At 70.7% G+C, this 11,892-nt stretch carries 12 protein-coding genes; 3 read left to right on the plus strand and 9 right to left on the minus strand.

Features of this window, described 5'->3' with window-relative positions; translation table 11 throughout:
* The first annotated feature begins 15 nt into the window (after nt 1-15).
* The gene (wrbA, locus tag G5C51_RS09435) at nt 16-636 is read left to right on the plus strand and encodes an NAD(P)H:quinone oxidoreductase (protein ID WP_165234828.1); all 621 of its coding nucleotides are present in this window, start codon (nt 16-18) and stop codon (nt 634-636) included.
* On the opposite strand, the gene G5C51_RS09440 is transcribed toward wrbA, so the two are convergent.
* From G5C51_RS09440 to G5C51_RS09450, 3 genes are all read right to left on the minus strand, one after another.
* Complete coding sequence (locus tag G5C51_RS09440) at nt 626-1,465, minus strand: ABC transporter permease (RefSeq protein WP_165234831.1); 840 nt, start codon at nt 1,463-1,465, stop codon at nt 626-628. The genes wrbA and G5C51_RS09440 overlap by 11 nt on opposite strands.
* On the minus strand, nt 1,462-2,430 hold the full coding sequence (locus G5C51_RS09445) for an ATP-binding cassette domain-containing protein (protein ID WP_165234834.1): 969 nt from the start codon (nt 2,428-2,430) through the stop codon (nt 1,462-1,464). The genes G5C51_RS09440 and G5C51_RS09445 overlap by 4 nt, the downstream gene beginning before the upstream one ends.
* 78 nt (nt 2,431-2,508) lie before the next feature.
* Nucleotides 2,509-3,138 carry a PadR family transcriptional regulator gene (locus G5C51_RS09450; RefSeq protein WP_165234837.1) on the minus strand — a complete coding sequence of 210 codons (630 nt, stop codon included), beginning with the start codon at nt 3,136-3,138 and terminating at the stop codon, nt 2,509-2,511.
* A gap of 146 nt (nt 3,139-3,284) precedes the next feature.
* On the opposite strand from G5C51_RS09450, the gene G5C51_RS09455 reads away from it, so the two are divergent.
* Complete coding sequence (locus G5C51_RS09455; protein WP_165234840.1) at nt 3,285-5,378, plus strand: DUF7927 domain-containing protein; 2,094 nt, start codon at nt 3,285-3,287, stop codon at nt 5,376-5,378.
* A 79-nt stretch (nt 5,379-5,457) separates the two neighbouring features.
* Here G5C51_RS09455 and G5C51_RS09460 read toward each other — a convergent pair whose 3' ends face one another.
* The 3 genes from G5C51_RS09460 to G5C51_RS09470 all read right to left on the minus strand — a co-directional run bounded on the left by G5C51_RS09460 (nt 5,458) and on the right by G5C51_RS09470 (nt 8,394).
* Nucleotides 5,458-5,889 (minus strand): CBS domain-containing protein, encoded by a 432-nt coding sequence (locus G5C51_RS09460; RefSeq protein ID WP_165234844.1) that lies wholly within the window; start codon nt 5,887-5,889, stop codon nt 5,458-5,460.
* Nucleotides 5,890-5,995: 106 nt separating this feature from the next.
* Nucleotides 5,996-7,468 carry an aldehyde dehydrogenase family protein gene (locus G5C51_RS09465; RefSeq protein WP_165234847.1) on the minus strand — a complete coding sequence of 491 codons (1,473 nt, stop codon included), beginning with the start codon at nt 7,466-7,468 and terminating at the stop codon, nt 5,996-5,998.
* A 62-nt stretch (nt 7,469-7,530) separates the two neighbouring features.
* On the minus strand, nt 7,531-8,394 hold the full coding sequence (locus G5C51_RS09470) for a Scr1 family TA system antitoxin-like transcriptional regulator (RefSeq protein WP_165234850.1): 864 nt from the start codon (nt 8,392-8,394) through the stop codon (nt 7,531-7,533).
* Nucleotides 8,395-8,676: 282 nt separating this feature from the next.
* Between G5C51_RS09470 and G5C51_RS09475 the strand changes: the two genes are divergently transcribed.
* Complete coding sequence (locus G5C51_RS09475; protein WP_206313636.1) at nt 8,677-9,207, plus strand: ATP-binding protein; 531 nt, start codon at nt 8,677-8,679, stop codon at nt 9,205-9,207.
* A gap of 17 nt (nt 9,208-9,224) precedes the next feature.
* Here the strand turns inward: G5C51_RS09475 and G5C51_RS09480 are convergent, their stop codons facing one another.
* The 3 genes from G5C51_RS09480 to G5C51_RS09490 form a co-directional block, all read right to left on the minus strand.
* Nucleotides 9,225-9,464 carry a DUF397 domain-containing protein gene (locus tag G5C51_RS09480; protein WP_165234853.1) on the minus strand — a complete coding sequence of 80 codons (240 nt, stop codon included), beginning with the start codon at nt 9,462-9,464 and terminating at the stop codon, nt 9,225-9,227.
* 172 nt (nt 9,465-9,636) lie between these two features.
* A complete protein-coding gene (locus G5C51_RS09485; protein ID WP_165234856.1) occupies nt 9,637-10,479 on the minus strand; it encodes a nitrilase-related carbon-nitrogen hydrolase in 843 nt (280 codons plus the stop codon).
* Nucleotides 10,480-10,563: 84 nt separating this feature from the next.
* Nucleotides 10,564-11,892: bifunctional 3'-5' exonuclease/DNA polymerase (locus G5C51_RS09490; RefSeq protein ID WP_165234860.1), on the minus strand; the 1,329-nt coding region annotated here is incomplete at its 5' end.

Genomic DNA, 11,892 nt, shown 5'->3' on the forward strand with positions numbered 1-11,892 from the left:
CCTTAATCTGCGGGTATGAGCAACTCGCCCGTACGCGTCGCCGTCATCTACTACTCGTCGACCGGCACCAACGCCGCCGTCGCCCAGGAGATCGCCAAGACCGCCGAGGCCGAGGGCGCGGAGGTGCGGCTGCGCCGCTGCACGGAGCTGGCGCCGCAGGCCGCGATCGACTCCAACGCCGCCTGGAAGGCGAACGCCGAGGCCACCGCTCATATCGAGGAGGCCTCGCCGGACGACATGGAGTGGGCGGACGCGGTGATCTTCGGGTCGCCGACGCGCTTCGGGAACGTGACGTCGCAGCTGAAGCAGTTCATCGACACCCTGGGCGGGCTGTGGCAGCAGGGGAAGCTGGCGGACAAGGTCTACAGCGGTTTCACCTCATCGGCGACCAAGCACGGCGGCCAGGAGTCGACGCTGCTGGCGCTGTACAACACGGTGCATCACTTCGGCGGCATCCTCGTCGCCCCTGGCTACACCGACCCGGAGAAGTTCACCGACGGCAATCCGTACGGCACCTCGCACGTCGACGGCCAGGGCTCACTGCCCGTGGACGACACGGCCCGCGCCGCCGCACGGGTGCAGGCGACGCGGGTCGTGAAGGTGGCCAAGGCGGTGAAGGCGGGGCTCAGCGGCTGAGGCGCTGGTACTTCCGTACCGCCAGCGGGAAGAACACCGCGATCAGCAGCACCGGCCACACCGCCGCCATCAGCACCGCGTGCTCGACCACCCACGAGCCGCCGGTCGCGCCGAGGTCGTTGCCGAAGAGGTCGCGGGCGGCGGTGGCGGTGGCGGACATCGGGTTCCACTCGGCGATCGTGCCGAGCCAGCCCGGCATCATCCCCGGCGACGTGATCGCGCTGGACAGGAAGCCGATCGGCCACACCAGGATCTGCACGGCCATCACCATCTCAGGCCGCCCCGCGACCAGGCCGAGGAAGATGCCCAGCCACAGCATCGCGAAGCGGAGCAGGAGCAGCAGGCCCACCGCGGCGAGGGCCGCGCCCGCCGAGCCGTGCCAGCGCCAGCCCATCGCGAGGCCCGCGCCGATCAGCACCAGCAGGCCGACGACCGACTGCGCCATGTCCGTAAGACTGCGGCCGACCAGCACGGCTGAGCGGGCCATCGGCATGGAGCGGAAGCGGTCGATGACGCCCTTGTTGAGGTCCTGGGTGAGCTCGGTCATCGTCGTCTCGAGGCCGAAGGCCATGGTCAGCGCGAGCATGCCGGGGATCAGGAACTCCTTGTAGTCCCCGCCGCCCTCGATGGTCATGCCACCGCCGAAGAGGTAGTAGAAGACCGTCAGCAGCATCACCGAGAACAGCAGCCCGGCGATCTGCGGCCCGGGCTGCCGCGCCCAGTGCGCGAAGCCGCGGCGGGTCATGGTCCAGCCGTCGACGACGGCCCACGTGAGCGCGCTGCCGCGCGCGGGCTTGCCGGGGATGGTGGCGTCCGTCTGCAGGCTCATGCCCGTACCTCCTCGGTGTCGGCGGGTCCGCCGTCCGTCAGATGGATGAAGACCTCGTCCAGCGTCGGCCGCCGCAGGGCGATGTCCTCCGCCTCGATGCCCGCCGCGGCCAGGCCCTGGACCGTCTCGGTCAGGGCGCCGATGCGGTCCGCCACCGGAGCGCTGACGCGGCGCGCGTCCGGGTCGGTCTCGATCTCGTACTCCGGCGCCTTCGCGGCCTTGCCCACCACGGCCGCCGCGGCGACGAGCCGAGCCGCGTCGTGCACCACCACATCGATCCGGTCCCCGCCGAGCTCAGCCTTGAGCTCGGCGGCCGTGCCGTCGGCGATCACCCGGCCGTGGTCGACCACCGAGATACGGTCCGCGAGCTGGTCGGCCTCCTCCAGGTACTGCGTGGTGAGCAGCACCGTCGTGCCGCCGTCGACCAGCGAGCGGACCGCCTGCCACACCTCCGTACGGCCGCGGGGGTCGAGGCCCGTCGTCGGCTCGTCCAGGAAGAGGATCTTCGGCGCCATGATCAGGCTGGCGGCGAGGTCGAGGCGGCGGCGCATGCCGCCGCTGTACTGGGCGATGGCCTTGCGGCCGGTCTCCCCGAGGCCGAACTGCTCCAGCAGCTCGGCCGCGCGGGCGCGGGCCGCCTTGCCGCCCAGGTGGTAGAGGCGGCCGAACATCTCCAGGTTCTGCAGGCCGCTCAGCTGCTCGTCCACCGCGGCGTGCTGGCCGAGCAGGCCGATGCGGTAGCGGACCTCGTCCGGGTGGGCGGTCACGTCGTAACCGGCCACCTCGGCGCGGCCCGAGTCCGGGCGGAGCAGCGTCGACAGGATCCGTACCAGCGTGGACTTGCCGGCCCCGTTGGGGCCCAGCACCCCGTGCACGGCGCCCTGCGGGACGGTCAGGTCGAGACCGTCGAGCGCCGCTTTCGGCCCGTACGCCTTCTGCAGTCCTTCGACCGTGATGGCGGTCATGTGCCTCCTCCTCGATCAGTAGTCAAACTTGACCACTGGAGCGAAGGTAAACCCGGCCCCGCCATTAGTCAAACTTGATTAAGAGTGCTCCGCGTCACCCTGGCGCCGCGGGTCCTCCTCGGCGATGAAGCCGCCGGCGCCCCACGGGTCGCCCTCGCCCGCCATCACGAAGGACCCCTTCTCCAGCCGGTCCACCAGGCCGCGGGTCCACTCCATGCCGGACTCGGCGGTGTGCAGCCAGAGCCGCATGATCTCCCCGATGTGCCCGAAGTCCTCGTCGTCCTGCGGCGAGTAGTGCTGCAGCACGGCGGCGCGCCACTCCTCCATCGCCGCGATCCGCTCCTTGAGCAGGCCGATCGCCTCGGCGCGGGGCAGGTCGACGATGAAGCCGACACCGGCCGCGAGGGATTCGAGCTTCTCGTCACGGCTGCGCAGCGCCTCCCGCAGCAGCGCGAAATACGTCTCCTCGCCGGCCTCGGTCAGCTCGTACTCGGTGCGCGGCGGGCCGCCCGCGGTGGACGGGGCGACGTCGTGCGCGAGCAGCAGGCCCTGCTTGGCCATCTGCTTCAGGGCGTGATAGATCGACCCCGGCTTGACGTTCGACCAGTCGTCGGCGCCCCAGTACTGCAGGTCATTGCGCACCTGATAGCCGTGCGCCCGCCCGTGCAGCCGCACCGCGCCCAGGACCAGCAGCCGCGTCGCCGACATTCCGCCTCCCTTGCGTACGGACTTGCATACGGACCCGAGGATCACCTCTAGTCAACTTTGACCATACGTCAGGCGACTGGCTCTCGACACGCGCCCGGGCCAGCGATTCAGAAGCGGAATGCCGGAATTGCCGTATTTTCCCGACCATGGCACTCCCCTCCAGACTCCGCAGGGCCGCCCAAGGCGCCCTGATCGCCACGGCGGCCGCGGCCGCCGGGCTGACGGGCATGGCACCACCGGCCGCCGCCGAGGTGACCAAGCCCTTCGAGAAGGTCTACGACGACGCCGTCTACGGCGACTTCATCACCGGCGGCAATACGGTGCTCGGCTGTGACGGCTCCCCGGACCAGGCGGACTGCGAGCGCGCCACCGAGTCCGACACCACGAACAACAACACGCTCTACATGGCCCAGTTGGACCGCGCGGGCCTGTCGACCGCGACCTTCAACTCCAGCAGCGGCCAGTACGAGATCCCGCCGGGCTCCAAGATCGTGCACGCCCAGCTGATGTGGGGCGGCAACGACGGCACGTACGGCTCGAACAACCGCGTCCTCTGCGACATCGGCAGCGGCAACACCGCGAAGCACCCGAGCGCGCCGGGCCCGCAGGGCGCGGCACCGATCCTGCGGGTGGACGGCGGCCCTGAGGAGAAGGTGTCGATCGACGACTTCACCCAGGACTCCGGGAACGGCCCGCACTACTACTCGGCCCGCAGCGACGTGACGTCGCTCTTCCAGAACGCCCCCGACGGGACGCCCTTCCGCGTCGACGTCGGCGACGTCTGGGCCCCCGAGGGCCAGGGCTGCGTCGGCGGCTGGTCGCTGACGCTCGTCTACGCCTTCGACGAGGCCAACGCGGACTACGCCCCGCAGCGCCGCGCGGTCGACCTCTACTACGGGCACGTCAAGCAGGGCTCCCGGGACACCCCGACCACCGTCGAGATCTGCGACTTCTACAAGTCCGGCAGCGAGCCGCCGCGCGCCTCCACCTCCATCCTGGAGGGCGACCGGGGCGTGAAGGGCGACCAGTTCCGGGTCAACGGCACGGCGGTGCGCAACGCCCGCGGCGAGATCGACAACTTCTTCGACTCCACCGTGGACCACGCGCTCGACCCCGACTACGACAACGCGCTCGGCATGGACGCCAAGGAGTTCGAGCTCCCGGAGGGGGCGATCAAGCCCGGCGACACGTGCGCCGACCTGACGTTCTCCACCCGCGGCGACACGTACGTGCCGTTCCAGGTGGCGCTGTCGGTGCCGGTCCCGGACCTGAAGTACACCAAGTCGGCCGAGCCGACGACGGTACGGCCCGGGGACACGGTCACGTACACGGTCGAGGTGCAGAACGTCAGTGATGTCGACTACCCGAACGCCCAGTTCAGCGACGATCTGTCGGACAACCTCGACCAGGCGGAGTACAACGACGACGCCGACGCCAGCACCGGCACGGCCACGTACGAGGAGCCGCGGGTGCGCTGGAAGGGCGACCTGAAGGCGCACGAGACGGCCACCATCACCTACTCGGTCACCGTCAACGACCCGCCGACCGGCGACGACAAGCTGCGCAACAACGTGATCGTCGAGGCCCCGGGCCCGGGCGAGCCGGGGAAGGACATCACCGAGGTCGTCAACTGCGCCGAGAACAGCGAGGACCCGGCCTGCGGCACCGAGCCGAAGCCGGCACCGCCGGAGGCGGACGTCGCCGGTGGCAAGGAGGTCAGGACGGACGGCCCGGTGGCCCCGGGCGGCGCCTTCCGGTACCTGGTGACCGCGACCAACAACGGCCCGGACCCGGCCGAGGACGTCACCGCCACCGACACCCTCCCGGACGGGCTGATCTTCCAGTCCGGCGCCGACTGCACCGCCGAGGGCCAGAAGGTCACCTGCGGGCCGGTCGACGAGCTGGCGAAGGACGAGAAGAAGTCGTGGACCCTGATCGTCCGCCTGGACCCGGACTACACCGGTGACGGCAGCGACCTCGGCAACAAGGTCACCGTCAAGGCCAAGACCCCCGAGGACCCGAAGCCGGGCAACAACACCAGCAAGCCGGTGACCGTGCCGGTGGCGCCGCCCGACAAGGACAAGGACGACGCCAAGGCGCTGCCGCGTCCGCAGGGCGAGCGGGCCCAGCTCGCGGCGACCGGGACGTCCTCGCCACTCGCGCCGGCGGGCCTGTCCGCCGGGGCGCTGGTGGTGGGCGCCGGTGCGCTGGCGGCCGGCAGGCGGCTGGGGCGCGACTGACACTGCCCCGCGTACGGCAAGCGGCCGGGCTCCCTGTGACGGGAGCCCGGCCGTTGTCCGTCTGTCGTGGGGTACGGCCTCAGACGCCGTACACCGCATTGCAGAACGCCGCCACGTCGTCCCGGCCCAGGCCGCGGACCAGGTCGCATTCGCTGATCATGCCGACCAGCTGGCCGTTCTCGACCACCGGCAGCCGGCGCACCTGGTGCTCGCCCATGACGGACAGCACCTCCTCCTTGGAGGCGTTCACATCCACGTGGTACGGCTGGCCGCCGGCCAGCTCGCCGGCCGTGACGGTGGCGATGTCCTTCCCCTCGGCGACGCACTGGACCACGATGTCGCGGTCGGTGATGATGCCGGTCAGCCCGCCGTCGGGGCCGGCTACGGGCATACAGCCGACGTCCAGCGCGCGCATCCGGCGGGCGGCGTCGGCCACGGAGTCGGTGTCCTGTACGCATTCGACGCCCGGGTTCATCAGATCGCGGGCGGTGGTGGCGGTCGGGGCGGTCATCGGCGGTCTCCTCGGGCTGTCGGCACCGTTCTCCCGCCATGCTGAGCGCCCCCGCGGACGGCGGCGAGCGGCCCGCCGCCGGGCGAGTGAAGATCGCCCGGCCCGCTCAGAAGGGGAAGTGCGTCCTGCCGTGCTGGATGGAGATCCACTTGAGCGCCGTGAAGGCGTCCACCGTCGCCTCCCCGCCGAGCCGGCCGAGCCCGGAGGCCTTCTCCCCGCCGAAGGGCACCACGGCCTCGTCGTGGATCGTGCCGTCGTTGACGTGGAACATCCCGGTCTCGATCCGCCGCGCCACCCGCACCCCGCGCTCGATGTCCGCGGTGTGCACGGCGCCGCTGAGCCCGAAGGGGCTGTCGTTGGCCGCGGCGACGGCCTCGTCCTCGCCGTCGAACGGCAGGATCATCACCACCGGCCCGAAGAGCTCCCGCCGCCTGATCGCGGCGTCCTGCGGCACGTCGGTGAGCACCGTCGGCTCCACCAGCGCACCGCGCGTAGCGCCCCGTACCACCGCCGTCGCGCCCTCGGCGAGCGCCCGCTCGACCTGATCGGCCAGCGCGCCCGCCTGCCGGGTGGAGATCAGTGGTCCGATACGGGTCGCCGGGTCCGCGGGATCGCCGACGGTGAGGGTGCGGACCTTGGCTGCGAACTTCTGTGTGAATTCGTCTTGAACCGATCGGTCCACGAGCAGCCGGTTCGCCGCCATGCAGACCTGTCCCTGATGGGCGAAGCGGCTGAAGGCGGCGGCGTCGACGGCGTAATCGATGTCCGCGTCGTCGAGGACGAGGAGCGCGCTGTTGCCGCCGAGCTGCAGCACGGTGCGCTTGAACTGCCGCGCGGCGATGGCCGCGACGTGCTTGCCGACCTCGAAGGAGCCGGTGAAGGAGAGCACCTTGGGGACCGGGTGCTCGAGGAAGGCGTCGCCGATCTCGGCGATGTCGGAGACCACGACGTTCAGCAGTCCTGGCGGCAGGCCGGCCTCGTCGAAGATCTTCGCGAGCAGGGTGCCGCCGGTGATGGGCGCCTGCTGGTGCGGCTTGAGGACCACGCCGTTGCCGAGCGCGAGCGCCGGGGCGACGGACTTCATGGCGAGGAAGAGCGGGAAGTTGTGCGCGGTGATGACGCCGACGACGCCGACCGGGACCCGGTAGACCCGGTTCTCCTTGCCGGCCTGCGGCGATGGCAGCACCTCGCCCTCCGGGCGCAGCGCCAGGCGGATCGATTCTCTGAGCGCGTCCTTGGTCAGCGCCAGCTCGAAGCCGGAGGTCAGCTGGGTGCCGCCGACCTCGGCGGTGATGGCCGCGGCGATCTCGGCCTCGCGGTGCTCGACCACCCTTAACGCGCGCTCCAGCACCTGCCTGCGGGCGTACGCGGTCGTCTTGGCCCACTCGCGCTGGGCGCGCTCGGCCGCGCGGTAGGCCTGGTCGACCTCCGCGGCCGTGGCGACCGTCAGCGCCGCGAGCCTCTCACCGGTGTACGGGTTGACGTCGATGAGGTCCCATGAGCCGGCGCCCGGCCGCCACTTGCCGTCAATATACTGGCAGGCCAGTTCCCCGAAGTAGGCCCCATCTCCAGACCGCATGCCATCTCCGTGCTCGTCGTTGAGTTAACGACCCCCGATGGCACGCCATGCTACTGACTGGTCTAGAGCTGTTGAGCGATTCCGGCCAGCAACTGCCTTGTTTCTTCCGGATTTTGGGCAACGCGCTGCAGCCGGCCGATCGCTGCGCGATACTTCCCGACGTCCTCGGGCTTGTCGAGGTACAGCGCGCTCGTCAGATGCTCGACATACGCCACGTCCGGCAGATCGCTCTCGGAGAAGCCGAGCACGGTGAAGGCGCCCGACTCCGCGGCATGGCCGCCGTACGAGAACGGCACCAGCTGCACGGTGACATTGGGCATGTGCGACAGGTCGATGAGGTGCCGCAGCTGGCGCCGCATGACCTCGCGGCCGCCGTAAGGCCGGGCGATGGACGCCTCGTCCAGCACCACCTTGAACTCCGGCGCGTCCTCCGCGACCAAGCGCTTCTGCCGCTCCAGGCGCACCCCCACGCGGCGCTCGAGCTCCGCCCGCGGGGCGTCCGGCTGGCCGGCCGTGATTACGGCGTGCGCGTACTCCTCCGTCTGCAGCAGGCCGTGCACGAACTGCACCTCGTAGGCGTCGATCGCCGTGGCCGCCGACTCCAGACCCACATAGGTGGGGAACCAGCCGGGAAGCACGTCGCTGTAACTGTGCCACCAGCCCGCGACATTGGCCTGCCGCACCAGCCCGACCAGGGCCTCGCGCTCGCGCTCGTCCGTGACTCCGTAGAGCGTCAGCAGGTCCTCCACGTCGCGCGTCTTGAAGCTCACCCTCCCCAGCTCCATCCTGCTGATCTTGGACTCGGACGCCCGGATCGCATAGCCGGCGGCGTCCCGCGTGATGCCGCGCTCCTCGCGCAGCCGTCTGAGCTGGGACCCCAGCAGGATCCGGCGCACAACGGAACCGCTCGACGAGTCCATGGCCATCAGAGCCCTCCCACCACCTCGACTTAGGCCCCTTCTCAGCTGGCTCCCCCGAAGCCATCGGCCAAGTGTGCCATGTTTACGCTCCATTGCGTGCCCGAATGATTACTCAAGTGGATTCCCTTGGGGCAGGCATGACTCCCAGACCTGGACAGGGGTACGCATTACGGCGGGTGCACGTGCATCTGCCCTTGCATCTGTCGTACGCATTCGGAACGATGGGCCACCGCACAGCATGTGAAGGGTGACGTCAGCCGCGACCTGGGAGTGCCTCGCATGAAGGCCATGGGGACCGAAGCATCGATCATGCTCGACCCCTTATGGCAGGGTCTGCCGCCGATCGACCCTGGAGCGGTGTCCGGCGCGGCCTCGTGCGCGCTGCCGGCGGCGTATGAAGCGGTGGGCGGCGCCCGCGAGTTCACCCGCGACACGCTGCACCACTGGGAGCTGGACGGCCTGAGCGACGATGTCGCGCTGGTGGTGTCCGAGCTGGTGACGAACGCGCTGCGGCACGCGCTGCCGCACGATGCGCCCGAGGGGGCGCAATCCCCCGATGAGCTCGCGTCGGATTCCGATATGCCGCCGGTGCGGCTGCACTTGATGCGCTGGGCCTCACGGCTGGTGTGCGCCGTGCGCGACCCGAGCGCCGACAGCCCGGTCGCCGGGGAGGCGGACTTCTCCGCCGAGTCCGGGCGCGGGCTCTTTCTCGTGGACTCCTTCAGCGACAGCTGGGGCTGGCACCCGCTCGCCGGGTCGCTGCGCGGAAAGGTCGTCTGGGCGCTGTTCTCGCTGCCCGGCGGGCCGGAGCCCGCGTAACAGCAGGGTGTGTCCGCTCAGTTCTCGACCAGGTGGTCGAACTCTCCGTCCTTGATGCCGAGCAGCATCGCCTCTATCTCTGCCGGGGTGTAGACGAGAGCCGGGCTGTCCGGGAACCGGGAGTTGCGCACGGCGACTTCCCCGCCCGGCAGCTTCGCGAACTCCACGCAGGTGCCCTGGGAGTTGCTGTGCCTGCTCTTCTGCCACACGGCGCCCCGGAGATCCCTGGCCGCCATGCCGTTATATGCGTGGATCACGGTCTCTCCAAGCTCGTTGCCGGGGTCAACTGTCGTGGATCATAGCCGTGTTGACGTGCGTATGCACGGGCAAATGCACGTGCACGCGTGGTGAACGAGTGATTCCGCTGTGTTCCCGATGTGGCGTGTTGGTGCGGATGTGACGCGCGTGGCAAAGGAGGCGAGCTGCTCCTCAGCTGTCGCCGCCCTCGTCAATCAAGCGGCGTACCTCACGTGCGACCAGCCCGAGCCGTGCCTCTGCGACGAGCGGGACGGCCCGGCGGTTCCGTCGCGCCTCGTGTACGTCGATGTCCACCGTCACCAGCGCCGGCTCCCACTTCGGGGCCTGGGCGACGACATTCCCGCGCGGGTCGATGACGCGGGAGCCGCCCCAGAAGGAGGCTCCGTGCTCATTGCCCACGCGGTTCACCATGACGACCCAGCACTGGAGCATGATCGCGGTGTACGACAGCAGGGTGTCCCAGTACCGCTCGGTGTCCATGGACTCCGGGTCCAGGCTGGCCGCGCTGTTCACCGGGATGAAGAGCACCTCGGCGCCGTCCTGGACGGCGGTCCAGGGGATGACCGGCTGCCAGGCGTCGTTGCAGATCAGCGTGGCGGCGCGGCCGCCGGCGACGGTGGGCAGGTCGAAGGCGCGCATGCTCTGGCCCGGGCTGACGTGCTTGCGCTCCTCCCAGGCGAGGTAGTTCGGCAGGTAGAGCTTGCGGTGCGCGTGCACGACATCGCCCGCGGCGTAGTAAGCGGAGGTGTTGTACGCGCGCAGGCTGGTGTGCTCGTGAAACCCGGCGACGACGCCGGGACCCTGCGAGCTGAGCTCGAGCAGCCGCGGATCCTTCAGCTCGAGGGAGGTGTCCTGGCGGAGGGCGCCGAGGTGGTAGCCGTTGACACTGAGCTCGGGAAAGACGACGAGATCGGCGTTCTGGGCGGCGGCCTGGGCGATCTGCTCGCGATGAACCTCGAGGTTCCCCTCGACGTCTCCAAGGGTGGAATCGGTCTGCGCGAGCGCGATGCGCATGAGCTGCCCGCCTTTCCTGCGATGCTTCGGTATTTCCGCATCAAATGATGCCAGAACGGGCCGAAGCGGGCTGAGCGGGGCGGACTACTTGGCCTCCGCATACGAGCCGCAGGTCACCGTCGTGAACGGGAACGACACCGGCGTATCGCCGAAGGCGACCCGCGCCGCGGCCCGCGAGGCCTCGGCGATCGCCTCCACCACGAAGGCGGCCTCCCCCTCCGGGCAGTGCACGATCACCTCGTCGTGCTGGAAGAAGACCAGCTCCGCCTCCCGGTCCGCCAGCAGCCCGCGCAGCTGGGCCAGCACGCACACCGCCCAGTCCGCCGCGCTGCCCTGCACCACGAAATTCCGCGTGAAACGGCCCCGGGCCCGGGCCGTCGGACTGCTGCGCGGCGCCCCGCCCCCGTCCGCGTCCGCATCGCCCTCCGCCTCCTGCGGCAGCCCCGCCTCCCCCGACACCGATTCGGCGGCGGCCGACGGCGGGCAGGTCCGGCCCAGGTGCGTACGGACCAGGCGGTCCTCCTCCCCGGCCCGGGCCGCCTCGTCGACATACGCGATCGCCGCCGGATAGCGCCGCCGCAGCACCGCCATGTGCTTCAGCGCGTCGCCCGACGTCTGTCCGTAGATGGCCCCGAGCAGCGCCAGCTTCGCCTCGTCCCGGCCGCCTGGGAGCTGGCCGTACAGATCGCGGTCCGTCGAGGCCGCCTGCATCAGCCCCGGGTCCCGGGAGATCGCCGCCAGCACCCGGGGCTCCATCTGCGCCGCGTCCGCCACCACCAGGCGCCAGCCGGGGTCCGCGACCACCGCCTGCCGGATCACCTTCGGGATCTGCAGCGCGCCGCCGCCGTTCGTCGTCCAGCGGCCCGACACGGTGCCGCCGGGCACGTACTCCGGGCGGAAGCGGCCGTCGGCGTCCACCCACTGGCGCAGCCAGGACCAGCCGTGCGCGGTGTGCAGGCGGTAGAGGCGCTTGTACTCCAGCAGCGGGGCGACCGCGGGGTGGTCGATCTCCATCAGCTCCCACTTGCGGGTGGAGCGCAGCTTCACGCCCGCTTTCGCGAAGCCGCGGAGCACGTCCGCGGGCAGGTCGGGGCGGACCCGTACGCCCAGCGCGGCGGAGATCTCGGCGGCCAGCTCGGCCAGCCGCGGGGGCTCGAGGCCGCCGGGATAGCGGCCGCCGAGCAGCTCCGTCAGCAGCGCGTCGTGGATGTCGGCGCACCAGGGGAGGCCGGCGCGCCGCATCTCGGCCGCCACCAGCCAGCCGGCGGACTCCGCCGCGATGAGGAGGGCCATGCGGTCGGGATGCGGCGTGGCCTGGGCGCGGGCGAGCTGTCCCGCATAGACCTCCAGCAGGGCGTCGAGGGCGGTCGCGCCCTGCGGCAGCGGGGGCGGGGCCGGGTCGAAGAGCGACGG

Source organism: Streptomyces coryli, assembly GCF_011044975.1.
In the GTDB taxonomy this organism is placed as follows: domain Bacteria; phylum Actinomycetota; class Actinomycetes; order Streptomycetales; family Streptomycetaceae; genus Streptomyces; species Streptomyces coryli.

Excerpts from the sequence above, each read along its gene's own strand:
- wrbA (WP_165234828.1), top strand. The coding sequence starts at position 16 with ATGAGCAACTCGCCCGTACGCGTCGCCGTCATCTACTACTCGTCGACC.
- G5C51_RS09440 (WP_165234831.1), bottom strand. The coding sequence starts at position 1,465 with ATGAGCCTGCAGACGGACGCCACCATCCCCGGCAAGCCCGCGCGCGGC.
- G5C51_RS09445 (WP_165234834.1), bottom strand. The coding sequence starts at position 2,430 with ATGACCGCCATCACGGTCGAAGGACTGCAGAAGGCGTACGGGCCGAAA.
- G5C51_RS09450 (WP_165234837.1), bottom strand. The coding sequence starts at position 3,138 with ATGTCGGCGACGCGGCTGCTGGTCCTGGGCGCGGTGCGGCTGCACGGG.
- G5C51_RS09455 (WP_165234840.1), top strand. The coding sequence starts at position 3,285 with ATGGCACTCCCCTCCAGACTCCGCAGGGCCGCCCAAGGCGCCCTGATC.
- G5C51_RS09460 (WP_165234844.1), bottom strand. The coding sequence starts at position 5,889 with ATGACCGCCCCGACCGCCACCACCGCCCGCGATCTGATGAACCCGGGC.
- G5C51_RS09465 (WP_165234847.1), bottom strand. The coding sequence starts at position 7,468 with ATGCGGTCTGGAGATGGGGCCTACTTCGGGGAACTGGCCTGCCAGTAT.
- G5C51_RS09470 (WP_165234850.1), bottom strand. The coding sequence starts at position 8,394 with ATGGCCATGGACTCGTCGAGCGGTTCCGTTGTGCGCCGGATCCTGCTG.
- G5C51_RS09475 (WP_206313636.1), top strand. The coding sequence starts at position 8,677 with ATGGGGACCGAAGCATCGATCATGCTCGACCCCTTATGGCAGGGTCTG.
- G5C51_RS09485 (WP_165234856.1), bottom strand. The coding sequence starts at position 10,479 with ATGCGCATCGCGCTCGCGCAGACCGATTCCACCCTTGGAGACGTCGAG.